The sequence below is a fragment of the Pseudomonas helmanticensis genome (assembly GCF_900182985.1).
In the GTDB taxonomy this organism is placed as follows: domain Bacteria; phylum Pseudomonadota; class Gammaproteobacteria; order Pseudomonadales; family Pseudomonadaceae; genus Aquipseudomonas; species Aquipseudomonas helmanticensis.
The window spans coordinates 2,493,428-2,518,741 of the sequence record NZ_FXUY01000001.1; the positions used below are offsets into that span (position 1 = coordinate 2,493,428).

A 25,314-nucleotide genomic window follows, 5' to 3' on the forward strand; every position below is an offset into this window, starting at 1 on the left:
CGCAGGCTGCGATCTTTTAGCCCTTAACAGATTTCCAGATTTTGCCGACGATGGAAACCACCGCCAACACCACCGCACCGGCAAAGATCCCCGCCACGCCATTGAGCAACATCGGCACCGCAAACCCGGCACTCCCGGCCGCTGCGCCAACGCCTTCAATCCAGTGATGAATCACCGGCACGCCGTGGGTGAGAATGCCGCCACCGACGAGAAACATCGCCGCCGTGCCCACCACCGACAGGGTTTTCATCATGTACGGTGCTGCGCTGAGGATCCCGCTGCCAATCTTCTTCGCCATCTGCCCAGGCTTCTGGGTCAGCCACAAACCGAGATCGTCGAGTTTGACGATGCCCGCGACCAGGCCGTAAACCCCCACGGTCATGACGATGGCAATGCCCGACATCACGATCACTTGCTGGGTCAGCGAGGCATCCGCCACGGTACCCAACGTGATGGCGATGATTTCTGCCGACAGAATGAAGTCAGTGCGAATCGCGCCTTTGATCTTGTCCTTTTCGTACGCCACCAGATCGGTCGCAGGATCCGCCACGGCTTCTGTCAACTGCGCATGCCCGGCCTCGTCTTCAGCCTCGCTGTGGAGAAATTTGTGCGCGAGTTTTTCGAAGCCTTCGAAACACAGATACGCGCCACCGACCATCAACAACGGCGTCACCAGCCAAGGGACGAACGCACTGATCGCCAGCGCCGACGGCACGAGGATCAGCTTGTTGACGAATGAGCCCTTGGCCACCGCCCAAACCACCGGAATTTCCCGCTCGGCACGCACGCCGGAGACTTGCTGGGCATTCAGCGCCAGGTCGTCGCCGAGCACGCCGGCGGTTTTCTTGGCGGCCATTTTGCTCATCAACGCCACGTCATCCAGAACGGTGGCGATATCGTCGACCAGCACCAGCAAACTGCTTCCTGCCATGAATCCTGTTTCCTTTTATGTATGAATGTTGCGAAGCATAACGCGACCACAGACCACACGGAGCATTCTTGAGCGCCGCGCGAGGCCGGTGCTACCATGCGCAACCGCCAGAACAGGCAAGGAACCACCGGGTTTATGAGCACAATCCGCGAGCGCAACAAAGAACTGATCCTGCGTGCCGCCAGTGAGGAGTTTGCCGACAAGGGCTTCGCTGCGACCAAAACCAGCGACATCGCCGCCAAGGCAGGATTGCCCAAGCCCAACGTCTACTACTACTTCAAGTCCAAGGAAAACCTCTATCGCGAGGTTCTGGAAAGCATCATCGTGCCGATCCTGCAGGCCTCGACCCCGTTCAATCCGGACGGCGTACCGAGCGAAGTGCTGAGCGGCTACATCCGCTCGAAGATCCGCATCTCCCGTGACCTGCCCTTCGCCTCCAAGGTGTTCGCCAGCGAAATCATGCACGGCGCGCCACATTTGAGCGCTGACCTGGTCGAGCAGCTCAACGGCCAGGCCAAGCACAACATCGACTGCATCCAGAGCTGGATCGACCGCGGCCAGATCGCCCCGATCGACCCGAATCACCTGATGTTCAGCATCTGGGCCGCGACCCAGACCTACGCCGACTTCGACTGGCAGATTTCTGCGGTCACCGGGAAGGAGAATCTGGACGAAGCGGATTATGAAGCAGCGGCGCAGACGATTATCCGGTTGGTGCTCAAAGGCTGTGAGCCAGATCAATAAGACTGCGGTGACGCCATCGCGAGCAGGCTCACTCCTACAGGGGAACGCATTCCAAATGTAGGAGTGAGCCTGCTCGCGATCAAGGCAACTCGGTTTGAGCTCAAACCCAAATAGCATCCCACAGCGGATAGTCACCTAGTTTTTGTACAAGTCCTGCCCGCAATGGGTTAGCCACGACATACCGCGCCACTTTCACCAGATCCTCCTCTCGCCGCAGTGCCCGGTCATGAAAGCCTCGCTGCCAGATAGAGTTGCTATCACCAGTAGCCTGCTTTACCGCTTTAGCACTCAGTGACTTGGTCTTCTGCATCAACTCACTCAAGGTTCCCTGCCGCAACTCGATCAGCCAGTGAAAATGATCCGGCATAACCACCCACGCCAATGAGTTGGCCTGGCCAGAATGCTGAGCATTTCTAAATTGCTTGACGACCAATCTACCAGGGTGAAATCCCTGAAGACCGGTTTCCTCTGATATGTGTTGGTAGTTAACAGATAAATGCGACTGGCTTCGGCGTAGCGTCCGAATCGCAATCGGTGTGCAGCAGGTAAATCCGGCATTCCTTTGCCCTCCATGATCAGGTCATGAAAGGCTAGTTCTGTGGATTCAATTGGGGTGGGTGGACCTTTGGCTGGATGTGTCTGGAAGGTTGCTATCGCGAGCAGGCTCACTCCTACATAGGGTTTGTGGTGTTTAGACAATTTGTGTCTAAACACGCCCCTTGTAGGAGGGAGCCTGCTCGCGATGACTCTTCTTCAGGCGCCGCAAAACTTCACGAATAAAAATCTCAAGCCTCCTCCCCCATCAACCAGCGCAATGCCTGCGGCAGCGAAGTGCTCCAGTCCTCCGGAAAAGTGTGTCCAGCCTCGTGAGTGCGCGACTTTACCTCGTTGCCGTCGCTGAACAGCTTGCGGAAATCGGCGCTCATCTGTTGATTGCCCGGTCCTTCTTTCTCACCGTTGATGACAAACACACGTTTGCCGCGTGCCTTGCTTTCGGTAGGCGTCGGCTGATTGCCGCCGGGTGACAGCAGCAGTGCGCCGGCGTAATCGTCCGGGTGTTGCGCCAACAAGGCGCCGGCGTGTTGCGAGCCTTGCGAGAAACCCATCAGGAACACGCGTTTGCGGTCGATGCATTGCTGGGCTTCGAGGGTTTTGAGGCCATTCTGCACCGTTTGATGAGTACCTTCAAAACCTGGGCCGATCCAGCGGAAGCTGTCGACCGCGTTGATCATTTGCGTACCGTTGATCCCTAGAATGATTGCGCCCGTGTCAGCCAGCGGTTGGTAGCCCTCATCCAGTTCACCATTGACGCCATAACCGTGCAGCCAGACCACTACCGGCCGGCAGGCTTTGGGCACCGGAATGCTTGCCGACGGGTTGAGCACCGATATCGCGCCAACCTTGCCCACGGCAATTTTCCGGTAGCGTTCCTGCGCGTGCGCCAGCACGGTTTTGTAGGTGTCAGATTCGCGCAGATCAGCAAAATCCTCATCGCCAGCCATCAATGGGCCGAACCACAAACCACGATCATCGGCTTCGCGCAGGAAGCGCTCGGCCAATTTGTCGTCACCACGACGAGCAAACAGCGCCGCGACCTGATAAGGCGCCTGCAATTGTTTCGGATCTTCACGGCTGGCGGCCAGATAGACGGCAATGGCCTGCAACGTATCGGACGATTCGAGCTTTTCCGCGCGCTCCATCAGTTCCTCGACGTCGTCGGCATTGATCAATGCCGAGACCACCGGGCTCAGTGCGTTGAACGCGATTTCTTCGGCATCGGGAGTTTCCGTCGCATGCAGGACGGGAGTGCAGAGAATGATGGCGGCGGCCATCGTCATGGCAAATAGCGTCTTCACGCAGATCTTCCTTGATACATAAACGAGAAGGGCGGCAGTCTATAGACCCCGCCCCTCTTCGTCATCATCACACCATCAGGCGTGCTGACTCATTGCCGGTCAGGCCGCCACCCCCGCATCCGCACGCAGGTCCAGCGCCTCCACCGCTTTGATCGCCACTTGCTCATCGATATCCGACAGATCGCCGCTAATCCCGATCGCTCCCAGCACATTGCCGGCCTGATCACGAATCAACACACCGCCCGGTGCCGGCACGACGCTGCCCTGGCCCATGCTGTTCAGCGCGGCAATAAAGGCCGGGCGTTGTTGTGCATCAAGTGCCAGCAGGCGTGAGCCTTTGCCCAGAGCGATGGCGCCCCAGGCTTTGCCGATGGCGATGTTCGGGCGCAGCAGGCTCGCGCCGTCTTCGCGCTGCAGGGTGATCAGGTGGCCGCCGGTATCGAGTACCGCGATGGTCAGCGGCGCGGCGTTGATGCCCCGCCCGGCCGTGATGGCTTCGTTGACCAGGTTGACTGCGACTTTCAAGGTTAAAGCGCTCATGGTGCCGTCCTCATTTTGTTATAGGGAAAGTCGGGGGCTGCGGTTTTCTGCCGCAGCCCGATGCAACAAATAGAACACAATGAATTATTTTTTTGTATACAATAATTCTCGAAAAGCGCCACATGCGACGAAAAGCCACAGCAGAAACGGCTTCCGACGAATGAAACAGGCGCTTGAGAAAATGGATTGACCTGCGCCGTCCGCCGTGAATACACTCTGCGCAAAGCCACTTGTATACAATTACAAAACGTAAAGAGGCACAAAACCATGAGCAAAATGAGAGCAATCGAAGCCGCCGTTCTGGTGATGCGCCGTGAAGGGGTTGATACCGCTTTTGGCATCCCGGGCGCTGCCATCAACCCGCTGTACTCCGCCTTGCAGAAAATCGGTGGCATCGATCACGTCCTTGCTCGCCACGTTGAAGGCGCCTCGCACATGGCCGAGGGCTACACCCGCACCAAGGCCGGCAACATCGGCGTGTGCATCGGTACTTCCGGCCCTGCCGGTACCGACATGGTCACCGGGCTCTACAGCGCCTCGGCCGACTCGATTCCAATCCTCTGCATTACCGGCCAGGCACCCCGCGCCCGTATGCACAAGGAAGACTTCCAGGCTGTCGACATCACCAGCATCGTCAAGCCAGTCACCAAGTGGGCGACCACTGTTCTGGAACCGGGCCAAGTGCCTTACGCGTTCCAGAAAGCGTTCTTCGAGATGCGTTCCGGCCGTCCAGGCCCAGTGCTGATCGACCTGCCGTTCGACGTGCAGATGGCCGAAATCGAATTCGATATCGACGCTTACCAGCCGCTGCCATTGGCCAAACCGACCGCGACCCGCATTCAGGTCGAGAAGGCTTTGGCTCTGCTTGATCAAGCTGAGCGCCCATTGCTGGTTGCCGGTGGCGGCATCATCAACGCCGACGCCAGCGATCTGCTGGTTGAATTCGCTGAACTGACCGGCATCCCGGTGATCCCGACCCTGATGGGCTGGGGCACCATTCCGGACGATCACCCGCTGATGGTCGGCATGGTCGGTCTGCAGACTTCGCACCGTTACGGCAACGCGACGATGCTGAAATCCGACGTGGTGTTGGGGATCGGTAACCGTTGGGCTAACCGTCACACCGGTTCGGTTGACGTTTACACCGAAGGCCGCAAGTTCATTCACGTCGACATCGAAGGCACGCAGATCGGTCGTGTGTTCACGCCGGATCTGGGCATCGTTTCCGACGCTGCTGCCGCACTGACCGTGTTCATCGAAGTGGCCCGTGAATGGCAAGCCGCCGGCAAGCTGAAAAACCGCAGTGCCTGGCTGCAAGACTGCCAGCAGCGCAAAGCCAGCCTGCACCGCAAGACTCACTTCGACAACGTGCCGGTAAAACCGCAACGCGTTTACGAAGAAATGAACCAGGTGTTCGGCAAGGACACCTGCTACGTCAGCACCATTGGTCTGTCGCAGATTGCCGGCGCGCAGTTCCTGCACGTCTACAAACCGCGTCACTGGATCAACTGTGGCCAGGCAGGCCCGTTGGGCTGGACCATTCCGGCGGCGCTGGGCGTGGTGAAGGCCGATCCGAGCCGTAAAGTCGTGGCCCTGTCGGGGGACTATGACTTCCAGTTCATGATCGAAGAACTGGCGGTCGGCGCTCAGTTCAAACTGCCGTACATCCACGTCGTGGTGAACAACTCGTACCTGGGTCTGATCCGTCAGGCACAGCGCGGCTTCGAAATGGACTACTGCGTGCAGCTGTCCTTCGATAACCTCAACGCGCCGGAACTCAACGGTTACGGTGTTGACCACGTTGCAGTGGCTGAAGGCCTCGGCTGTAAAGCGCTGCGTGTGTTCGAACCATCGGAAATCGCCCCTGCCCTGCGCAAGGCCGAACAGATGATCGAAGAGTTCAAGGTGCCGGTGATCGTCGAGATCATTCTGGAGCGTGTGACCAACATCTCCATGGGTACCGAGATCAACGCCGTCAACGAATTCGAAGACCTGGCGCTGGTCGGCAACGATGCGCCAACGGCGATTTCGTTGCTCGACTGATCCGCCATGGCCTGATGCTCCTGTAGGAGCTGCCGCAGGCTGCGATCTTTTGATCTTTGTTGTTAACAGATCAAGATCAAAAGATCGCAGCCTGCGGCAGCTCCTACACGGGGTCATCATCATTAATTTGCAACGGGAGACCACCATGCCGCGTTTCGCAGCCAACCTGTCCATGCTGTTCACCGAACAGGATTTCCTTGCCCGTTTCGACGCCGCCGCCAAGGCTGGTTTCAGCGGTGTCGAGTACCTGTTCCCGTACGACTTCAGCTCCGCTGAAATCAAGGCCAAGCTCGACGCCAACGGTCTGACCCAAGTGCTGTTCAACCTGCCGGCCGGTGACTGGGCCAAGGGCGAGCGCGGTATCGCGTGTCTGCCGGATCGGGTCGAAGAGTTCCGCGCCGGTGTCGATCTGGCGATTGCCTACGCGCAAGTGCTGGGCAACACCCAGATCAACTGCCTGGCCGGTATTCGTCCGCAAGGCGTTGATGATGCAACCGTAGAAAAGACCTTCGTTGCCAACCTGAAATACGCCGCCGACAAGCTGCAGGCTGCGGGTATCAAACTGGTGATGGAAGCGATCAACACCCGTGACATTCCGGGCTTCTACCTGAACAACACGGCGCAAGCCCTGTCGATTCGCGAACAGGTCGGCAGCGCCAATCTGTTCCTGCAATACGACATCTATCACATGCAAATCATGGAAGGCGATCTGGCCCGCACCCTGCAATCGCACTTGGGCGAGATCAACCATGTGCAGCTCGCGGACAACCCGGGGCGCAACGAACCAGGCACTGGTGAAATCAACTACCGCTTCCTGTTCGAACACCTTGACCGCATCGGTTACCAAGGCTGGGTTGGTTGTGAATACAAGCCGCTGACCACCACCGAAGCAGGCCTCGGCTGGCTGAAAACCCACAACGCAATCTGACAAACACGTGACCCCGAAGGAGCTGCCGCAGGCTGCGATCTTTTGATCTTGTTATTTTGAAGATCAAGATCAAAAGATCGCAGCCTGCGGCAGCTCCTACAGGGGAAAGACAAAAACAAGAGGATTTTCTCATGGCTAAAATCGGATTTATCGGCACCGGCATCATGGGCCACCCAATGGCTTCGAACCTGCAGAAAGCCGGTCACAGCCTGTTCCTGTCGGCGCACCACGACGCCGCCCCTGCCGACCTGGTTGCCGCTGGCGCCGTCGCCCTGGCCAACCCGCGCGAAGTGGCACAGGAAGCTGAATTCATCATCGTTATGGTGCCGGATACCCCGCAGGTAGACGACGTCCTGTTCCGCGCTGACGGCGTTGCCGCCGGCCTGAGCAAAGGCAAGATCGTTATCGACATGAGCTCTATCTCGCCGACCGCCACCAAGGCCTTCGCTGCGAAGATCAACGAGAAAGGCGCGCAATACCTCGACGCACCGGTATCCGGTGGTGAAGTCGGCGCCAAAGCCGCGACCCTGAGCATCATGATCGGTGGCGACGCCGATGCCTTCGAACGCGCGCTACCGCTGTTCCAGGCCATGGGCAAGAACATCACTCTGGTCGGTGGCAATGGCGACGGTCAAACCGCCAAGGTCGCTAACCAGATCATCGTTGCGCTGAACATTCAGGCCGTTGCTGAAGCCCTGCTGTTCGCTTCGAAAAACGGTGCTGATCCGGCCAAAGTGCGTGAAGCACTGATGGGTGGTTTCGCTTCCTCGAAGATTCTTGAAGTGCACGGCGAGCGCATGATCAAAGGTACCTTCGATCCAGGCTTCCGCATCAGCCTGCACCAGAAAGACCTGAACCTGGCCCTGCAAGGCGCCAAAGAGCTGAACATCAACCTGCCAAACACCGCCAACGCCCAGCAAGTGTTCAGCACCTGCGCAGCCATCGGTGGCAGCAACTGGGATCACTCGGCGCTGATCAAAGGTCTGGAACACATGGCCAACTTCTCGATCCGCGACAAAAAATAAACCACTGCCCCGTCGCTCGTTCCCACGCTCTGCGTGGGAATGCAGCCCGGGACGCTCCGCGTCCCTGCCGAAGCGGACGCAGAGCGTCCATTGAGGCATTCCTTTGCTGCGCGTGGGAACGATCATCAGCATTAACCAAGAACAATAAGATTGGGAGCCCGCCATGTCGGTCGATCCGCAACAACTGCTGCGCGAGCTGTTTGCCACAGCCATCGACGCGGCCCATCCGAACCAGGTTCTCGAAGCCCATCTGCCCGCTGATCGCAGCGGCCGGGTGATCGTCATCGGCGCCGGTAAAGCCGCCGCCGCGATGGCGCAAGTGGTCGAGCGCAGCTGGCAAGGTGAAGTGTCTGGCCTGGTAGTGACCCGTTACGGTCACGGCGCCCCCTGCGAAAAAATCGAAGTGGTCGAAGCCGCGCACCCGGTGCCGGACGCTGCCGGTCTGGCCGTGGCCAAACGCGTACTCGAGCTGGTCAGCAACCTGACTGAAGACGACCGCGTGATCTTCCTGCTCTCCGGTGGCGGCTCTGCCCTGCTGGCGTTACCGGCCGCCGGCATCACCCTCGCGGACAAGCAGTCGATCAACAAAGCCCTGCTCAAATCCGGCGCGACCATCGGCGAGATGAACTGCGTGCGCAAGCACCTCTCGGCGATCAAGGGTGGCCGTCTCGGCAAGGCCTGCTGGCCTGCCACTGTCTACACCTACGCGATTTCCGATGTACCCGGCGACCTCGCCACGGTCATCGCTTCCGGCCCGACAGTGGCCGACCCAAGTACCTCCGCTGAAGCGCTGGCGATCATCAAACGCTACGGCATCGAGATCCCGGCGTCGGTACGCACCTGGCTGCAAAGCCCTGAGTCGGAAACCGTCAAACCCGGTGATCCGTCGCTGGCGCGCAGCCACTTCCAGTTGATCGCCCGCCCGCAGCAATCGCTGGATGCCGCAGCAGTGAAATGCCGTCAGGCCGGGTTCAGCACGCTGATCCTCGGCGACCTCGAGGGTGAGTCGCGCGAAGTGGCGAAAGTCCACGCCGGCATCGCCCGCCAGATCATCAATCACGGCCAGCCACTGGCTGCGCCGTGCGTGATTCTCTCCGGCGGCGAAACCACCGTGACCGTGCGCGGCAATGGCCGTGGCGGACGCAACGCCGAGTTCCTTCTGAGCCTGACCGAAAACCTCAAAGGCCAGCCCGGCGTCTATGCGCTGGCCGGTGACACCGACGGCATCGACGGCTCGGAAGACAACGCCGGCGCGATCATGACCCCGGACAGCTACGCCCGCGCCGCCACCCTCGGTTTGAGCGCCAGCGACGAGTTGGATAACAACAACGGCTACGGCTATTTCGCGGCGCTCGATGCGCTGATCGTCACCGAGCCGACCCGCACCAACGTCAACGACTTCCGCGCCATTCTGATCCTTGAGAGCTCCAAATCATGACGCCTGATAAAAAGGTCAAAATCCTCGCCACCCTCGGGCCTGCCGTCGATGGCATAGAAGACATCCGTGAACTGGTCGAGGCCGGGGTCAATATCTTCCGCCTGAACTTCAGCCACGGCGACCACGCCGACCACGCCAAGCGCTATCAGTGGATCCGCGAAGTCGAGCGCCAGCTCAACTACCCGTTGGGCATTCTGATGGACTTGCAGGGGCCGAAACTGCGTGTCGGCAAGTTCGCTGACGGCAAGGTGCAGTTGCATCGCGGTCAGGCATTTCGCCTGGATCTGGACGCGACACCGGGCGATGAGCGCCGGGTGAATCTGCCGCATCCAGAGATCATTGCTGCGCTGGAAGCCGGCATGGATTTGCTGCTCGATGACGGCAAACTGCGTCTGCGCGTAGTCACCAAGTACGACGATGCGATCGATACCACCGTGCTCAATGGCGGCGAACTGTCGGATCGCAAAGGCGTCAACGTGCCGCAAGCGGTACTCGACCTCAGCCCGCTGACCGCCAAGGATCGCCGCGACCTGAGCTTCGGTCTGGAACTGGGGGTGGACTGGGTCGCGCTGTCGTTTGTGCAGCGTCCGCAAGACATCATCGAAGCCCGCGCATTGATCGGCGACAAAGCCTTTCTGATGGCGAAAATCGAGAAGCCTTCCGCCGTTGAACAACTGCGCGAAATCGCTGAATTGAGCGACGCGATCATGGTGGCTCGCGGCGACCTCGGCGTTGAAGTGCCGGCCGAAAGCGTGCCGCAGATTCAGAAAAACATCATCACCACCTGCCGCGAACTCGGTAAACCGGTGGTGGTGGCGACGCAGATGCTGGAGTCGATGCGCTTCTCCCCTGCCCCGACCCGCGCCGAAGTGACAGACGTTGCCAACGCCGTGGCCGAAGGCGCCGATGCGGTGATGCTGTCGGCAGAAACTGCCTCCGGCGAATACCCGCTGGAAGCCGTGCAGATGATGAGCAAGATCATTCGTCAGGTGGAAAACGGCCCGGACTATCAGACTCAGCTCGACGTCAGTCGGCCGAAAGCTGAAGCGACCGTTTCCGACGCGATCAGCTGCGCGATCCGTCGCATCAGCAACGTGCTGCCAGTGGCGGTGCTGGTCAACTACAGCGAGTCGGGCACATCGAGTTTGCGTGCCGCGCGGGAAAGGCCAAAAGCGCCGATCCTCAACCTGACGCCGAACCTGCAGACGGCACGGCGTTTGAGCGTGGCGTGGGGGATTCATTCGGTGGTCAACGATCGCTTGCGTCAGGTCGACGAAGTCTGCTCGACCGCGCTGGAAATCGCCCAGGCGCAAGGCATGGCCGAGCGTGGCGACACGTTGCTGATCACTGCTGGTGTGCCGTTTGGTCAGCCGGGGTCGACTAACTCGCTGCGTATCGAAACATTGATTTAACCGCCCACCATGATCGTTCCCACGCTCTGCGTGGGAATGCGGCCCGGGACGCTCTGCGTCCCAAGAGCAGACGCAGAGCGTCCTTTGAGGCATTCCCACGCAGAGCGTGGGAACGATCAACTGCCCAGATTTCCTCAACATGCCTGCCAATCATTTCAACACCCACTGCCCCGACTGGGCCGAGGCTTTGCTCAACGGTTTCAGTCAAATATTCCTCCAGCGCCATCCGCTGTGCGGCCTGCTGTGCCTGTTGGCGATCCTGCTGACGGCGCCAGTGCTGTTCGCCGGTGCGCTGCTCGGTGGCGTTGCCGGTTTGCTCACCGCGCAACGGCGCAACTACGCCAAGGCTGATCGTCAGGCCGGACTGTTCAGCTACAACGGCGTGCTGCTCGGTCTGCTGCTGAGCCTGTATTTCCCGTGGTCGCCGATGCTGCCGCCGCTGATTCTTGCCGCTGGCGGCTTGAGCGCGATGGTCACCCAGCAATGGCTCAAACATGTCTACAGCAGCCGTTCGATTCCGGCCTATACCTCGCCGTTTGTCGCCATGAGCTGGGTGCTGTTGATGTTTGCCGAACCGTCGGCGCCGATGGCGCCCGTCGAGATGAACACGGTCAACCTGCTCGCCGCCGAACTGCGTGGTTTGGGCCAGGTGATGTTTCTCGGTCATCCACTGGCCGGCGCCCTGATCGCCATCGGTTTGCTGATCGCTGATCGCCGCGCCTTTTGCTGGGCGCTGCTGGCCTCTGCAATCGGCCTCGGCTCCAGTCTGCTGCACCACGAAACCAACGCTGCGCTTTTCGGCCTCGGCAGCTATAACGCTGTGCTCGCTGCCCTCGCCTTCTCTTCGCAACGTCAACAACCTTGGTTGCCGCTGCTTGGCATCGTTCTCGCGCTGCTGGTCACACCGCTGTTTGCCGCCATCGGCCTCGCTACGTTGACCGCGCCATTTATCCTCGCCGGCTGGCTGATCCGCGCCGGCATCCAGATGCTCGGCAAAACCCCGGTCGAGCGTGCGCCTTGCGCTCATGGGGAGAATCAACCTAGGCTGCGCTGATCTTCGATTCAGGCGTTATCCATGGACAGCAGCAACAATTGGCGCGAACGGCTCTACGTCATGATTTTCCAGAGCGACACCCTCGCCGGGCGTCGCTTCGACGGCATCTTGCTGTTGATCATCCTCGCCAGTCTGGTGATCGTGATGCTCGACAGCATCGACAGCATTCACCAGAACTACGCCGACGTGCTGGCCTACATCGAGTGGGGCTTCACGATCATCTTTCTCGGCGAGTACATCCTGCGTCTGTATTGCTCACCGAAACCATTGCGCTACGCCTTCAGCTTTTACGGGCTGGTGGATTTGCTGGCGATCGTGCCCGGCATCCTCGCCCTGTATTACAGCGATGCGCAGTACCTGCTGATCATTCGGATCATCCGCATGCTGCGGATCTTCCGCGTACTCAAGCTCAGCCCGTACCTCAAGCAAGCCAACTATTTGATGTCGGCGCTGCGTGGCAGCAAGCAGAAGATCGTCGTGTTTCTGGTCAGCGTCTGCACCCTGGTGACGGTGTTCGGCACGCTGATGTACGTGATCGAAGGCCCGGAGCATGGCTTCACCAGCATTCCCAAAGGTATCTATTGGGCGATCGTCACACTGACCACGGTAGGCTTCGGCGACATCGTGCCGAAGACCCCGCTGGGCCAGGTGATTTCGTCGTTGGTGATGATCACCGGTTACTCGATCATCGCTGTACCGACCGGGATTTTCACCGCCGAGCTGGCCAACGCCATGCGCGGCGAACAGCTGCAACACGACTGCCCGGTGTGCAAGAAAAACAGCCATGAACACGGCGCGGCGTTCTGCTCGCGGTGCGGCAATGCGTTGTTCAAGAAACTGGAATAAGCACAGAGCTTTTTAATCTTTAAGCGACTATGCGCGCCCCGTTATAGTCAGTGGCAATTGACCATCACCCCCCCGATACATACGCAAACAACAAGGAATGCGCAGTGAAAAAACTCTTTGGCGCCTCACTTCTCGCCGCCGGCCTGGCCTTGGCCAACATCGCTCAGGCAGCCCCGACGCTGCTCAACGTTTCCTACGACGTGATGCGCGATTTCTACAAGGACTACAACACTGCGTTCCAGAAACACTGGCAAGCCGAGCACAACGAAAACATCACCGTGCAGATGTCCTTCGGCGGTTCGAGCAAGCAAGCGCGCTCGGTGATCGACGGCCTGCCGGCTGACGTCATCACCATGAACATGGCCACCGACATCAACGCCCTCGCCGACAACGGCAAACTGGTTCCGGAAAACTGGGTCACGCGTCTGCCGAACAACAGCGCGCCATTCACCTCCGCCACCGTGTTCATCGTCCGCAAGGGCAACCCGAAAGCCCTGAAAGACTGGCCGGACCTGCTCAAGGACGGCGTGCAAGTGATCGTGCCAAACCCGAAAACTTCGGGTAACGGCCGCTACACCTACCTGTCGGCTTGGGGTTATGTGCTGAAGAACGGTGGTGACGAGAACAAGGCCAAGGATTTCGTCGGCAAACTGTTCAAGCAAGCGCCGGTACTGGACACCGGTGGCCGCGCCGCAACCACCACGTTCATGACCAACCAGATCGGCGACGTGCTGGTGACCTTCGAAAACGAAGCGGAAATGATTGCCCGCGAGTTTGGTCGTGATCAGTTTGAAGTGATCTACCCGAGTGTTTCGGCTGAGGCTGAGCCACCGGTGTCCGTGGTCGATAAAGTGGTCGACAAGAAAGGTTCGCGCGCGACGGCGGATGAGTACCTGAAGTACCTGTGGTCGCCGGAAGGCCAGGAGATTGCTGCGGCGAACTACCTGCGTCCGCGTGATCCGGCGGTGCTGGCGAAGTACACCGATCGTTTCCCGAAAGTTGATTTCCTCTCGGTTGAGAAGACCTTCGGCGACTGGCGCACCGTGCAAAAGACTCACTTCAATGACGGCGGTGTCTTCGATCAGATTTACACCGGCCAGTAACACCTGATCCTCTGTAGGAGCTGCCGCAGGCTGCGATCTTTTGACTTTGATGTTTAGAAACAAGATCAAAAGATCGCAGCCTGCGGCAGCTCCTACAGGGGGAATTGTGTGAACCATTACATCGGTGGGGTGACGCCGTCCTTGCCGGCGGAGATGGATTGCGCTGTCAGCGTGCCGTCCGCACTTTGCGTGACGAAGGTGACGATCTTCACTCCAACCTTCAGCAAGCTTCTATCGCCCGGCGTCAGATTGACGATCGGCACATCCTCCGGCACCAGGATCTTCTGCTGCCCGCCCTTGTAGTTCACCGTCAGCACCCGCCCGTTGCTCACCACCAGATCGCCGACGCTGCCATTGGTCATGCTGCTGCCCTTGGCCAGATCGAAAGGTCGATGACCATCGCCACTTCCGGCCAATTCCGGCGGAAACACATGCACTTCCAGCGCCTTGAGCGTGCCATCTTCCTGGGGCATTGCCGCCGAACCAATGTAACTGCCGGGTTTGATGTCTTCGATATTGGCCAAAGTGACGGCGCGAACTTTGGTGTCGCCGGTCAACCGGATCACCACGTTCTCGCCACTGTTGACGTGGACTTTCAAGGTATCGGCGCTGACCCCGGTGATCTCGCCGCGCACACCGAGGCGCATGCCCGGAGCATCGGCAGCCTGCACGCTCGTCGCACTCAGCAGGCTGATCAGGACAATCGTTGCGGTGTGGCGAAGCCTCTGACGAAACATTGCAATCCTCCGGTGATGAACATTGAACAAGCCGATGCAAACATAAGCACGCTATCGAAGAAGATGTAAGTGAATGTATCATCGACCCTCAACGGCCGGACGCAAGGTCCGCCGATGGATGACATGCCGAGCGCTCCTGTTCATTCCGCAACGGAATAACTGATATCAACCGACGGCGTCTTCTGCCCTGGCGGTTTGTCCCATAGCCTCACTGCATTCCCTTTCGCTGGATCGAGAAACCTTATGACCGCCACAACTCACGCAATGACCAGGGGCATGGTGCTGCTGTTCGCCTTCTGCTGCGGCGCCATCGTCGCCAACATCTACTACGCGCAGCCGATCATCGGCCTGATCGCGCCGGACATCGGCCTCTCCGACACCATGGCCAGCTTCATCGTCTCGCTGACGCAGATCGGTTATGCGCTGGGCCTGTTCTTCCTGGTGCCGCTGGGTGATCTGCTGGAGAACCGCCGGTTGATGATCATCACCACCGTGGTGGCGATTGCCAGCCTGTTGGCGGCGGCGTTTACCGATCAGCCGAATGTGTTCCTGCTGATCTCGTTGCTGGTGGGTTTCAGTTCGGTGTCGGTGCAGATCCTGATTCCACTGGCGGCGCATCTGGCGCCGGAAGAGTCCCGTGGCCGTGTGGTCGGCGGGATCATGGGCGGCTTGTTGCTGGGTATTCTGCTGGCTCGGCCAGTGTCGAGTGTGGTTGCCGACCACTTCGGCTGGCGGGCGATGTTCATGATTGCCGCCGCGTTGATGGCGGCGATCAGCGTGGTGCTGGCGCTGACCGTGCCCAAGCGCCAACCGGATCACAGCGCCACGTACGGCCAACTGCTCGGCTCATTGTGGACGCTGCTGCGCCAGCAACCAGTACTGCGCCAGCGCGCGTTTTATCAGGGCTGCATGTTCGCCACGTTCAGCCTGTTCTGGACCGCCGTGCCGCTGGAGCTGGCGCGCAACCATGGCCTGTCGCAAAGCGAGATCGCGATCTTCGCCCTGGTCGGCGCCATCGGTGCCATCGCCGCGCCGATCAGCGGCCGCCTGGCGGATGCCGGTCACACCCGCATCGCTTCGTTGCTGGCCATGATCTTTGCCAGCCTGAGCTTCCTGCCCGCCTTCATCCATCCGGCCTATAGCGTCATCGGTCTGGCCGTGACCGGCGTGGTATTGGACTTCTGCGTGCAGATGAACATGGTCCTGGGCCAACGCGCGGTGTATTCGCTGGACGCGAAAAGCCGTGGTCGCCTCAACGCGCTGTACATGACCAGCATCTTTATCGGCGGCGCGTTCGGCTCGTCGGTGGCCAGTGCGGTGTATGAACATGGCGGCTGGTTGTGGATCGTGATCGTCGGCAGTGTGTTTCCGCTGTTGGCGTTGTTGCGGTTTTTGAGTGTGACTGAAAGGCGTTCTCTGGCTGCTGCCTGAAACAAAAAGCGTCGCGGGTAAGCTCCCACATTGGCACTGTGGCTACAGGTCAAATGCAGGAGCTGCCGAAGGCTCGGGCCGTGATCGGACGATCTCTTGATCTTGCCTTGAAAGATCGCAGCCTGCGGCAGCTCCTACACAGGTTATTCACTGAGCCTGGGGGACCGATGACGCTTAATACCGAACCAGTTTCTCCATCGCCGCATCCGCCAGAAAGGAGGAGCGGCTTTTGACGTTGTGTTCGCGCACATAACGGTCGATTCGCTGGATCACGTAACCGGGGAGCGTCACGTTGACCTTCTCGGTCTTGCCGAGATAAGGCGAAATATCCAGCTCCAGCATGCCCCAGCCCATATCGGCAAATTCCGGATTGTTGCGATGCGCCGCTGCAGAAGTGGGCATAGGGACCGCCTCTGCGCTCGCCACAATCTCCTGCAGCATGATGTGGGCGATTTCAACGGCAGCGTTGTAGGCCTCTTCGAAACTATCCCCCGCTGTCACGGCGCCGGGAATATCGGGGATCTGAATACCGATGGCAGTATTTTCGTCGCCCCATTCAATGCAGATTGGATATTGCATTATGGATCTCCTTGGTAACTGGCTGGCGGGTTGTACAGCCCGGCACGCCTCCTGATGCTTTTGACCGTCCCCAGTGGCAAATCCTTTTTCGGGTGAGGGACGGGAATCGTGTACGGGTTGTATCGGTGAGTGAAGATGTGATGACTGCCAGTGATCCGATCCAGCACCCAGCCAGCCTCCTCCAGCTCCTTGATCAATTGCCTGCTCTGCACCAATCGCCTCCTTGGCCCGGCCTTTTAAAAATAACCCTAGAGTTATCTTTACTCAAGCACAGAAAACCGCAAAGCGACGTCCGGTTGTTTTGCAGAGTGTGAGTTTTCATTCATTCCCCCCGAGCATGAATGCTATGCCACGCACCGGCGTTCTCCTGCGCGCACCTGGCGGTCACTCTTGAACCCAGCCACTACCGGCGCTTTTTCAGGACTTTCGACCATGACCCTGCAAGCAAAACTCGATGCCTTCAAAGCTGACTTCAAGGCTGGCAAACCGCCTTACAACGCCCCTGCCGACATCCACCCGGTAATGGAGCGCGCCACCGCCGATTTGATCGCCTCCGGCGCCGCCAGTCGTGCCTTGAAAGTCGGTGACATCGCACCGCTGTTCACTCTCAAAGACCCTGAGGGCAACGCGGTCTCGTCCGCCGATCGGCTGGCACGAGGGCCGTTGGTGCTGACGTTTTATCGTGGCGTCTGGTGTCCGTACTGCAACATGGAGCTGCAAGCATTGCAGGCGTTTCTGCCTGAGATTGAAAACAATGGGGCGAGCCTTTTGGCAATTTCACCGCAGATCGCTGCCAACAGTCGCAAGTCGCAACGCATCAACGAACTGCAATTCCCGATCCTCAGCGATCCGCGCAATGACGTCGCCGCAGCCTTTGGGTTGCGCTTCGAATTGCCGCCCTACCTGATCGAGCTGTACAAGAATCTGCGCAATGACCTGCCGACCTTCAACGATGATCCGGCCTGGACCTTGCCGATGCCGGCGCGTTATGTGATCGGTCAGGACGGCGTGATTCGTTACGCCGAGGTCAACCCGGATTACACTCAGCGTCCCGAGCCTGACGCGATGCTGGATGCATTGCGCGGCTGAATCGATGACCTGCCCTGGAGTTGCCATGACCCGACGTACTTTCCTCATCACCGGTGCCAGCAAAGGCATTGGCCGGGCGCTGGCCGAACATCTCGACCGCACCGGGCATCGCGTGGTGGGGATCGCTCGCCAGCCGGATCTGAGCTTTCCGGGGATTCTGTTTCCACTGGACCTGAGCGATCGCAAGCTGACCGGTGAGGTCCTCGCAGAACTGGCGCGCACGTATGAGTTCGACGGGCTGGTGAACAACGTCGGACTGGTGCGCCCGCAGGCGTTGGGTGAAATCGATCTGGACGCCTTCGACGACGTGATGCGGCTGAATCTGCATTCAGCGTTACAGGCGACGCAGGCGCTGCTGCCGGGAATGCGCACGCGCGGTTGGGGTCGGGTGGTAAACATTTCCAGCCTGACGGTGCTGGGCATCACCCAGCGCACGGCGTATGCAGCGGCGAAAGCGGCGCTGGTCAGCTTCACCCGCTCATGGGCGCTGGAGCTGGCGCAGACCGGTATCACCGTGAATGCGGTGGCACCGGGGCCGACCGAAACCGAACTGTTCCGCGCCAACAATCCGCCGGGCAGCGAGGGTGAGGCGCGGTATCTGGCCGGGGTGCCGATGGGACGCCTGGGGCAGCCGGAGGAGATTGCCTCGGCGATTGCGTTTCTGCTGTCGGAGCAAAGCGGCTTCATCACCGGGCAAACCTTGTTCGTCGATGGCGGCGCATCAGTCGGCAAAGCCGCATTCTGATCAACACCCCAAATCCTCTGTGGGAGCGAGCCTGCTCGCGAATACGGTATGTCAGACACATTGATGTTGCTGATACACCGCTTTCGCGAGCAGGCTCGCTCCCACAGGGATCCACGATAAGGAGCATTGATGGACCGCCTCGCCGTCATGGAAACCTTCATCTACGTCGTCGAAACCGGCTCGTTTTCCGCCGCCGCGCGACGTCTGAATATCGGCCAGCCAGCGGTATCGAAAACCATCGCCGCGCTGGAAAAACGCTTGGCCGTCAGCCTGCTCCTGCGCTCGACGCGCGGCCTGACCCCGACCGAAGCCGGACTGGCTTTTTTCGAACGGGCCAAACGCGCCATCGAAGAAGCCGACGAGGCCGACAACGCTGCGCGCGGCATCGCCAGCGGCTTGAGCGGCAACTTGCGCATCAGCGCCGCGGTGACCTTCGGTCGCCTGCACATCGTCCCGCAACTGGGGCCGTTCCTCGATCAGCACCCACAACTGAACATCGACCTGATGCTCGACGACCGCAACATCAATCTGGTTGAAGAAGGCATCGATGTAGCTTTGCGCATGGGTGCGCTCAACGATTCGGGGCTCACCGCCCGCAAGATCGCCGACTGCCGCCGCGTGGTGCTTGGCACACCGGCCTACTTTGCCAAGCACGGCGAACCGAGCTGCCCCGCCGAATTGAGCAAACACCAGGCCGTCGTCTACAACCTCGGCGGCGGCACCACTTGGCAGTTCGCCAAAGGCGCGGAGCAACAATCGGTGATCCTCAGCGGACGTTTGCGCGTCAGCGCGGCCGAGGGCGTACGCGAAGCTGTACTGGCCGATCAGGGCCTGACAATCGCCTCCGAATGGATGTTCGCCCCGGAACTGGCCAGCGGCGCGGTGAAAACCGTTATGCACGACTGGACACTGCCCGATCTGGATTTGTGGGCGGTGTTTCCAACGGGAAGAATGGCGAGTGCCAAGGCGCGGGCGTTTGTTGAGTATGTGCAGGGGATTCTGATCGACGAGCATTAATACCGAGCGTTTCGTTTATTGCGATTTTCGTTTATTTCGAATAAAGTTCCGACATTCATTATTAACATGTCGGAAAAATCATGTCGATCATTGTTCATCCTCCTATCAACCTTCCCGTAGAGCGCGAAATAAAAGCAGCCATCGAAGGCCAACGCGCCCTGGCCGCTTACCTGGCGACTGAATTCGAAACCCAGCACATCCAGATCTTCGATGAGCAGAACGAGGCGCACCGTGTCGAACTGCCCACCTCCGCCCTGCGCCTTCTCGTCGACATTCTTGCGGCGCTGGCAGAAGGCAATGCCGTCAAAGTCGTGCCGATTCATGCCGAACTCACCACCCAGGAAGCCGCTGACCTCCTTAACGTCTCACGCCCGCACATGATAAAGCTGCTGGAAAGCGGCGAGATTTCCTACCACAAAACCGGCAAGCACCGACGTGTGCGCTTTGCCGATTTGATGGACTATAAAACCCGGCGCGACACCGCCAGCGAGCAGGCAATGGCGCTACTCGCGGAGCAGGCACAAGTATTAAGGACAGGATACGAGTGAGGCATTCCTCTTTCACCGCTGTATACGATGCATGTGTTTTATACCCAGCCCCGTTGCGAGATTTCCTGATGTGGCTCGCCCTCTCAGGAAGATTTCGGGCGCGATGGACAAAGGAGATTCACGGCGAATGGAAACGCAACCTACTAAAGAACCGCACTGACTTGACCATGCAGCAACTGGACCGCACGTCGGAACTGATGGATCGCGCCATCCCTGATGCATGCGTCTCGGACTATGAGGATCTTGTAACCGGACTGTCACTGCCGGATCCAGATGACCGCCATGTTCTGGCAGCCGCGATACGTTGCGGTGCAGGCGTTATCGTCACATTCAATTTGAAAGATTTTCCCGATGAGCATCTCGCCCCTTTTGGTATCGAGGCGCAGCATCCAGATGAATTCGTCGAAAATCTGTTTCATCTGGATTCGGCTGCAGTGATCGCAGCCGCTCAACGACAGCGAAAGCAATTGAAAACACCCGCGATGGACGTCGAATCATTTCTGAGTTTGCTGCAGCGTCAGGGATTGAAGAAGTCGATTCACGCGCTCGGCAGCTACCGCGCGATCCTGTGAAATCGCCAACGCAATCGACAGACAAAAAACGGCGATCCGAAGATCGCCGTTTTCATTCACTGCCCGAACTGCTTGCCCAGCCCCGGTGGCACGCCGTGGATGTTGGTGTCTTCCCACGGGCCGTTAGGGCTGATCGAGCGGCTCCAGCCGTTGTTCCAGCGGTAGTAGGTGCGTTGGCGGTAGAAGGTGTTGGTCTGGTCGTCGAGGACGTAGACGCCGAGTTTCTGGTCCCAGTGGCTGTTGCCGCCCGGTGGTGGGGCGAAGCTGGCCGAGGTGCGCGGGACCGGTTTGGCCGGTTTCGCCGGGATGCTTTTGCCTGGGGTCGGCGAGGTCGACGGGGTCGGGCTCGGTTGCGACGGCGGGATCGGCGGCAGGTGGGTGGTCGGTTCCGGGCGTTGCACCGCACATGCACTCAAGCCCAGGGCCAGTGTGAGGACTGTGATTCGGGCGATGGTGTGCATGGCGGTGCTTTCCTGTTGTGCCCGGTTATTGATCCGGGCTGTCGATGGTCAGTTTTTGAGGCGCGGTGGTGCTGCTGGCCAGCGGGCCGCTGCGACCCACCCATTCACCGGCGGTCGGTTGACCAGCCCGTGAGACGCGCGCAACCAGTTGGACTTCAGGGAAGTTCGACAGTTTCAACTGCGGCATCATTGCATCGGCATCGCCCAGCTCCACGGTCACCGGCAGATCCGCCACGGTCAGGCGCTTGGCTGCCAGCGGCGCTGGTGGGCCGGACGTCGCGCGGGCGAAGATGAACACGCTGTCGCCCGGTTGCACTTTGCCTTTGAGCTCGCTGGCCAGATCGACGCTGACTTTCAACAGTGCGGCTTTCGCAGCTACAGGTGCCTCAGCGACTTTGCCACCGCTGGCTTCCAGACGTTCGGCGGCACGCTTGATCCCGCCTTGCAGCGCGTCACGGGATTTGTCGTCCGGTGGCAGTTGCGCGAGCAGACGGTTCCAGTAATCGATGGCTTGCTGATAACGCTCGCCTTCGAACGCGGCGATTCCGAGCAGACCGAGGCTGGTGACTTCTTTCGGATCGGCCTTCAGCGCTTCGTCGGTCAGCGTCTGGATCTTCGCCGACCACTTCTTGCCGTCGGCGAAATACTGCGCCTGCGCCCACTGCCCGAGCAGTTCCGGCTGACGACCAGCCAGATTGGCGGCGCGTTCGAACATCTTCGCCGCATCCGCCGGACGCTCTTGCGCCATGTAGGTACGGCCGAGGAAGTACAGGCCTTCAGCGGAATCCGGTTGCGCCGCGACAGCACGCTCCAGACGCTGGGTCATCTCTTCCATCGACTGAGGCGCCTGGGCGAATTCGCGGGTCAGTTCGACCTTGTCGGCGGCGCCGAAATGCATATAAAGACCCAAGCCCAGCACTGGCACCAATACGGCGGCCAACAACGGCAACGGTTTACCCAGCTTCGACACTCGTGGCGCAGCAACGCCTTCGGTATCCGCCAGCAACTCACGTGCAGCCTCGGCACGACCGCTGTCCATTTGCGCAGCGTCGAGCACGCCTTCAGCCTGTTGCGATTGCAACTCGGCGACGCGCTCCTGATACAGCGCAACGTTCAGGGCAGTACGATCCTCTTCACGCTGGGCGCGGCGTTCACGCAGAACCGGGATCAGCAGAAAACTCAGGGCGACCAGAAGCAACAGCCCTGCGGCAAGCCAGAAATCAATCATTCTTGGTTTTTATCCAACAGTTGGTCGAGGCGCTGACGCTCTTCGATGGACAGCGCTTGCGGGGTCTCGGCGCGCTGGCCGCGACGACGGCGGACGATCACCGCGATTACCACCAAACCACCGAGCAACAAACCGGCCGGGCCAAACCACAGCAGCGCGGTCTTGGCATTCAGCGCCGGTTTGTAGCGGACGAAATCACCGTAGCGATCCACCATGAAGTCGATGATCTGCTGGTTGTCCTTGCCCTCGCCGAGCATGCGGAAAATCTCTTTGCGCAGGTCAGCGGCAATCGGCGCGTTGGAGTCGGCGATGTCCTGGTTCTGGCATTTGGGGCAGCGCAGTTCCTTGGTCAGCTCGCGGAAACGCTCGCGATCGCCTTCTTTGGCAAACTCGTAGGTGTCGATCGCGGCATGCGCCACGCCGACCAGACTCAAGCCCAATACCAGCGCAGCTAGAAAGCGCTTCATGGCTTGGCCTCATCGACCAGCGCCTGATACTTGGCCGCGAGTTTTTCGCGCCAGACCTGTTCATCGATCACGCCGACGTACTTGTCGCGAATGATGCCCTTGGCGTCGATAAAGAAGGTTTCCGGCGCGCCGTAGACGCCGAGATTCAGGCCCAGCGAGCCTTCGTCATCACGGATATCCAGCACGTACGGATTGTGGAATTCGGCCAGCCACTTCAAGGCATCGGCGTTGGTGTCCTTGTAATTGATGCCGTAGATCACCACGCCGCGCTCGGCGAGTTTGTTCAGCACCGGATGCTCGACCCGGCAGGAAATGCACCAGGTTCCCCAGACGTTGACCAGTGCCGGTTTGCCGAGAATGTCAGCCTTGGTCAGGCTCTTGTCGCCCTGCACGTTTGGCAGGGAAAACTCCGGGAACGGTTTGTTGATCATCGCCGACGGCAGCTCCGCCGGATCGAGGTACAGACCGCGATAAAGAAATACCGCCACCAGCAGGAAAATCGCCAATGGCACCAGCATCAACCAACGTCTCATGCAGCCGCTCCCGTCATGCCCAGGGCTTCACGCACCTTGGCTTTCACCTTGACCCGATAACGTCGATCCAGCGCCGCCAGCAAACCACCGAACCCGGTGAGCAGACCGCCGAACCAGATCCAGCGCACGAACGGTTTGACGTGCACGCGCACAGCCCAGGCGCCGTTTTCCAGCGGCTCGCCGAGGGCGACATAGAGGTCGCGGGTGAAACCGGCGTCGATCCCGGCTTCGGTCATCACCGAGTTCTGCACGGTGTACAGACGTTTTTCCGGGTGCAGCACGCTGACTTCCTTGCCGTCACGAATAACGCGAATCGTGCCTTTGTCGGACGTGAAGTTCGGCCCTTCGAAGTGTTTGGCGCCTTCGAAGATGAAGTGATAACCGGCCAGGTCCATTGACTCGCCCGGCGCCAGACGCAAGTCGCGTTCAGCACTGTTCTGGCTCGATAACACCACGCCCAGCGCGCAAACAGCGATACCGAGGTGGGCGATCTGCATGCCCCAGTAGCTGCGGGTCAGCGTCGGCAGGCCTTTGATCAAGCCTTTGTGGCGAGTCTTGTCGACGATGTCGCGGGCGCCGGCGAGCAGAACCCAGGCAGCGAGCAGGAAAGTCGCGATCACCGCCCAGTTGAAATCGCCGTAAGCGACACCGGCCACCACGGCCAGCGCGACGCTACCGAGCAGCACTGGTGTGAGCATGCTGCCCAGCCATTTCACCGGCGTGTCTTTCCAACGGACGATAACGCCGACCGCCATGACCATCATCAGCAGCGCCATCAACGGAATGAACAACGCGTTGAAGTACGGCGGGCCAACCGACATTTTCGCGCCGCTCAGCGCATCGAGAATCAGCGGGTACAGCGTGCCGAGCAGGATCATCGACGCGGCCACCACCAGCACCAGGTTGTTGCCCAGCAGCAGGGTTTCCCGCGACCACAGATTGAAACCGACCTGACTCTTCACCACTGGCGCGCGCAGGGCAAACAGCGTCAGCGAGCCGCCGACCACGAACAGCAGGAAGATCAGGATGAACACGCCGCGCTCAGGGTCCGAGGCAAATGCGTGCACCGAGGTCAGCACGCCGGAACGTACGAGGAACGTACCGAGCAGGCTCAGCGAGAATGCGGCAATCGCCAGCAACACCGTCCAGCTCTTGAACACGCCACGTTTTTCCGTGACCGCCAGCGAGTGAATCAGCGCAGTGCCGACCAGCCAAGGCATGAACGATGCGTTTTCCACCGGATCCCAGAACCACCAGCCGCCCCAGCCGAGTTCGTAGTACGCCCACCATGAACCGAGGGTGATGCCGATACCGAGGAAGGCCCAGGCGACAATGGTCCACGGGCGCGACCAGCGTGCCCACGCAGCATCAAGTCGACCGCCCATCAACGCGGCGATGGCGAAGGCGAACGCCACGGAAAAGCCGACGTAGCCCATGTACAACATCGGCGGGTGAACGATCAGGCCAATGTCTTGCAGCAGCGGATTAAGGTCAGCGCCATTGCTGGGCATTTGCGGCAGGATGCGTTTGAACGGGTTGGACGTGAGGATCAGGAACAGCAGGAAACCGGTGCTGATCATGCCCATCACCGCCAGCACCCTGGCGAGCATGACTTGCGGCAACTGCCGGGAAAATACCGACACCGCAAAGGTCCAGCCGCCGAGGATCAGTGCCCACAACAGTAACGAACCTTCGTGGGCACCCCATACCGCGCTGAATTTGTAATACCACGGCAACGCGGTATTCGAGTTGTTCGCCACGTAGGCGACGGAGAAGTCGTCGACCATGAACGCGTAGGTCAAGGCGCCGAAGGCGAACAGCAAAAATGCAAACTGCCCCCACGCGGCCGGCTGGGCCAGACTCATCCAGAAACGGTCGCCGCGCCAGGCGCCAATCAACGGCACCACGGCCTGCACCAGAGCAAAACACAGCGCCAGAATCATCGCCAGATGACCCAGCTCAGGAATAAAAATTGCCGACGTCATCG

At 59.7% G+C, this 25,314-nt stretch carries 26 protein-coding genes and 1 pseudogene; 15 read left to right on the forward strand and 12 right to left on the reverse strand.

Annotated features, from left to right (window positions below):
• Positions 1-16: 16 nt before the first annotated feature.
• Positions 17-931, reverse strand: coding sequence for a DUF808 domain-containing protein (locus tag QOL84_RS10990; RefSeq protein WP_283437217.1), 915 nt, complete (start codon positions 929-931; stop codon positions 17-19).
• A 135-nt stretch (positions 932-1,066) separates the two neighbouring features.
• Between QOL84_RS10990 and QOL84_RS10995 the strand changes: the two genes are divergently transcribed.
• Positions 1,067-1,675 carry a TetR/AcrR family transcriptional regulator gene (locus QOL84_RS10995; protein WP_283437218.1) on the forward strand — a complete coding sequence of 203 codons (609 nt, stop codon included), beginning with the start codon at positions 1,067-1,069 and terminating at the stop codon, positions 1,673-1,675.
• 100 nt (positions 1,676-1,775) lie between these two features.
• On the opposite strand, the pseudogene QOL84_RS11000 reads toward QOL84_RS10995, so the two are convergent.
• The 3 genes and pseudogenes from QOL84_RS11000 to QOL84_RS11010 form a co-directional block, all read right to left on the reverse strand.
• A pseudogene (locus QOL84_RS11000) lies at positions 1,776-2,233 on the reverse strand (REP-associated tyrosine transposase).
• 227 nt (positions 2,234-2,460) lie between these two features.
• Positions 2,461-3,531, reverse strand: coding sequence for an alpha/beta hydrolase-fold protein (locus tag QOL84_RS11005; protein ID WP_283437219.1), 1,071 nt, complete (start codon positions 3,529-3,531; stop codon positions 2,461-2,463).
• 99 nt (positions 3,532-3,630) lie between these two features.
• The gene (locus tag QOL84_RS11010; protein ID WP_129391030.1) at positions 3,631-4,071 is read right to left on the reverse strand and encodes a GlcG/HbpS family heme-binding protein; all 441 of its coding nucleotides are present in this window, start codon (positions 4,069-4,071) and stop codon (positions 3,631-3,633) included.
• Between the two features lie 267 nt (positions 4,072-4,338).
• On the opposite strand from QOL84_RS11010, the gene gcl reads away from it, so the two are divergent.
• The 8 genes from gcl to QOL84_RS11050 all read left to right on the forward strand — a co-directional run bounded on the left by gcl (position 4,339) and on the right by QOL84_RS11050 (position 13,920).
• Positions 4,339-6,114, forward strand: a complete 1,776-nt coding sequence (gcl, locus tag QOL84_RS11015; RefSeq protein ID WP_129391027.1) for a glyoxylate carboligase — start codon at positions 4,339-4,341, stop codon at positions 6,112-6,114.
• Between the two features lie 145 nt (positions 6,115-6,259).
• Positions 6,260-7,042, forward strand: coding sequence for a hydroxypyruvate isomerase (hyi, locus tag QOL84_RS11020; protein WP_077571696.1), 783 nt, complete (start codon positions 6,260-6,262; stop codon positions 7,040-7,042).
• Positions 7,043-7,173: 131 nt separating this feature from the next.
• Positions 7,174-8,067, forward strand: coding sequence for a 2-hydroxy-3-oxopropionate reductase (locus QOL84_RS11025; protein ID WP_129391024.1), 894 nt, complete (start codon positions 7,174-7,176; stop codon positions 8,065-8,067).
• Between the two features lie 163 nt (positions 8,068-8,230).
• Entirely contained in the window at positions 8,231-9,505 is a 1,275-nt protein-coding gene (locus QOL84_RS11030; protein WP_283437220.1) for a glycerate kinase type-2 family protein, read from the forward strand.
• Positions 9,502-10,917: a pyruvate kinase gene (gene pyk, locus QOL84_RS11035; RefSeq protein ID WP_110720781.1), complete on the forward strand. Its 1,416-nt coding sequence runs from the start codon at positions 9,502-9,504 to the stop codon at positions 10,915-10,917. The genes QOL84_RS11030 and pyk overlap by 4 nt, the downstream gene beginning before the upstream one ends.
• 139 nt (positions 10,918-11,056) lie before the next feature.
• Complete coding sequence (locus QOL84_RS11040) at positions 11,057-11,971, forward strand: urea transporter (RefSeq protein WP_283437221.1); 915 nt, start codon at positions 11,057-11,059, stop codon at positions 11,969-11,971.
• 21 nt (positions 11,972-11,992) lie between these two features.
• Positions 11,993-12,817, forward strand: a complete 825-nt coding sequence (locus tag QOL84_RS11045; protein WP_141130152.1) for an ion transporter — start codon at positions 11,993-11,995, stop codon at positions 12,815-12,817.
• 104 nt (positions 12,818-12,921) lie between these two features.
• On the forward strand, positions 12,922-13,920 hold the full coding sequence (locus tag QOL84_RS11050) for a sulfate ABC transporter substrate-binding protein (RefSeq protein WP_283437222.1): 999 nt from the start codon (positions 12,922-12,924) through the stop codon (positions 13,918-13,920).
• A gap of 116 nt (positions 13,921-14,036) precedes the next feature.
• Here the strand turns inward: QOL84_RS11050 and QOL84_RS11055 are convergent, their stop codons facing one another.
• Complete coding sequence (locus QOL84_RS11055; protein ID WP_283437223.1) at positions 14,037-14,657, reverse strand: DUF5666 domain-containing protein; 621 nt, start codon at positions 14,655-14,657, stop codon at positions 14,037-14,039.
• Between the two features lie 243 nt (positions 14,658-14,900).
• Between QOL84_RS11055 and QOL84_RS11060 the strand changes: the two genes are divergently transcribed.
• Positions 14,901-16,088 carry an MFS transporter gene (locus tag QOL84_RS11060; protein WP_129391005.1) on the forward strand — a complete coding sequence of 396 codons (1,188 nt, stop codon included), beginning with the start codon at positions 14,901-14,903 and terminating at the stop codon, positions 16,086-16,088.
• 174 nt (positions 16,089-16,262) lie between these two features.
• Here the strand turns inward: QOL84_RS11060 and QOL84_RS11065 are convergent, their stop codons facing one another.
• Positions 16,263-16,667, reverse strand: coding sequence for a type II toxin-antitoxin system HicB family antitoxin (locus QOL84_RS11065; protein ID WP_283437224.1), 405 nt, complete (start codon positions 16,665-16,667; stop codon positions 16,263-16,265).
• Positions 16,667-16,879, reverse strand: coding sequence for a type II toxin-antitoxin system HicA family toxin (locus QOL84_RS11070; RefSeq protein WP_108226823.1), 213 nt, complete (start codon positions 16,877-16,879; stop codon positions 16,667-16,669). The genes QOL84_RS11065 and QOL84_RS11070 overlap by 1 nt, the downstream gene beginning before the upstream one ends.
• A gap of 220 nt (positions 16,880-17,099) precedes the next feature.
• Here QOL84_RS11070 and QOL84_RS11075 point away from each other — a divergent pair, with 220 nt between their 5' ends.
• The 5 genes from QOL84_RS11075 to QOL84_RS11095 all read left to right on the forward strand — a co-directional run bounded on the left by QOL84_RS11075 (position 17,100) and on the right by QOL84_RS11095 (position 20,638).
• On the forward strand, positions 17,100-17,756 hold the full coding sequence (locus QOL84_RS11075) for a peroxiredoxin-like family protein (RefSeq protein WP_283437225.1): 657 nt from the start codon (positions 17,100-17,102) through the stop codon (positions 17,754-17,756).
• A 25-nt stretch (positions 17,757-17,781) separates the two neighbouring features.
• A complete protein-coding gene (locus QOL84_RS11080) occupies positions 17,782-18,501 on the forward strand; it encodes an SDR family oxidoreductase (RefSeq protein WP_283437226.1) in 720 nt (239 codons plus the stop codon).
• A gap of 129 nt (positions 18,502-18,630) precedes the next feature.
• On the forward strand, positions 18,631-19,518 hold the full coding sequence (locus tag QOL84_RS11085) for a LysR family transcriptional regulator (RefSeq protein ID WP_283437227.1): 888 nt from the start codon (positions 18,631-18,633) through the stop codon (positions 19,516-19,518).
• An 80-nt stretch (positions 19,519-19,598) separates the two neighbouring features.
• Positions 19,599-20,066, forward strand: a complete 468-nt coding sequence (locus QOL84_RS11090; protein ID WP_283437228.1) for a helix-turn-helix domain-containing protein — start codon at positions 19,599-19,601, stop codon at positions 20,064-20,066.
• Positions 20,063-20,638 carry a PIN domain-containing protein gene (locus tag QOL84_RS11095; RefSeq protein ID WP_283437229.1) on the forward strand — a complete coding sequence of 192 codons (576 nt, stop codon included), beginning with the start codon at positions 20,063-20,065 and terminating at the stop codon, positions 20,636-20,638. The genes QOL84_RS11090 and QOL84_RS11095 overlap by 4 nt, the downstream gene beginning before the upstream one ends.
• Positions 20,639-20,694: 56 nt before the next feature.
• Here QOL84_RS11095 and QOL84_RS11100 read toward each other — a convergent pair whose 3' ends face one another.
• From QOL84_RS11100 to QOL84_RS11120, 5 genes are read right to left on the reverse strand one after another with little or no spacing between them, the layout of a single operon-like run.
• Positions 20,695-21,099, reverse strand: coding sequence for a hypothetical protein (locus tag QOL84_RS11100; RefSeq protein ID WP_283437230.1), 405 nt, complete (start codon positions 21,097-21,099; stop codon positions 20,695-20,697).
• 25 nt (positions 21,100-21,124) lie between these two features.
• Positions 21,125-22,327, reverse strand: a complete 1,203-nt coding sequence (gene ccmI / locus QOL84_RS11105) for a c-type cytochrome biogenesis protein CcmI (RefSeq protein ID WP_283437231.1) — start codon at positions 22,325-22,327, stop codon at positions 21,125-21,127.
• On the reverse strand, positions 22,324-22,794 hold the full coding sequence (locus QOL84_RS11110) for a cytochrome c-type biogenesis protein (protein WP_129390984.1): 471 nt from the start codon (positions 22,792-22,794) through the stop codon (positions 22,324-22,326). The genes ccmI and QOL84_RS11110 overlap by 4 nt, the downstream gene beginning before the upstream one ends.
• Entirely contained in the window at positions 22,791-23,327 is a 537-nt protein-coding gene (locus QOL84_RS11115; protein WP_016987490.1) for a DsbE family thiol:disulfide interchange protein, read from the reverse strand. Before QOL84_RS11115 ends, QOL84_RS11110 begins: the two co-directional genes overlap by 4 nt.
• Positions 23,324-25,312, reverse strand: a complete 1,989-nt coding sequence (locus QOL84_RS11120) for a heme lyase CcmF/NrfE family subunit (RefSeq protein WP_129390981.1) — start codon at positions 25,310-25,312, stop codon at positions 23,324-23,326. Before QOL84_RS11120 ends, QOL84_RS11115 begins: the two co-directional genes overlap by 4 nt.
• Positions 25,313-25,314: the final 2 nt, after the last annotated feature.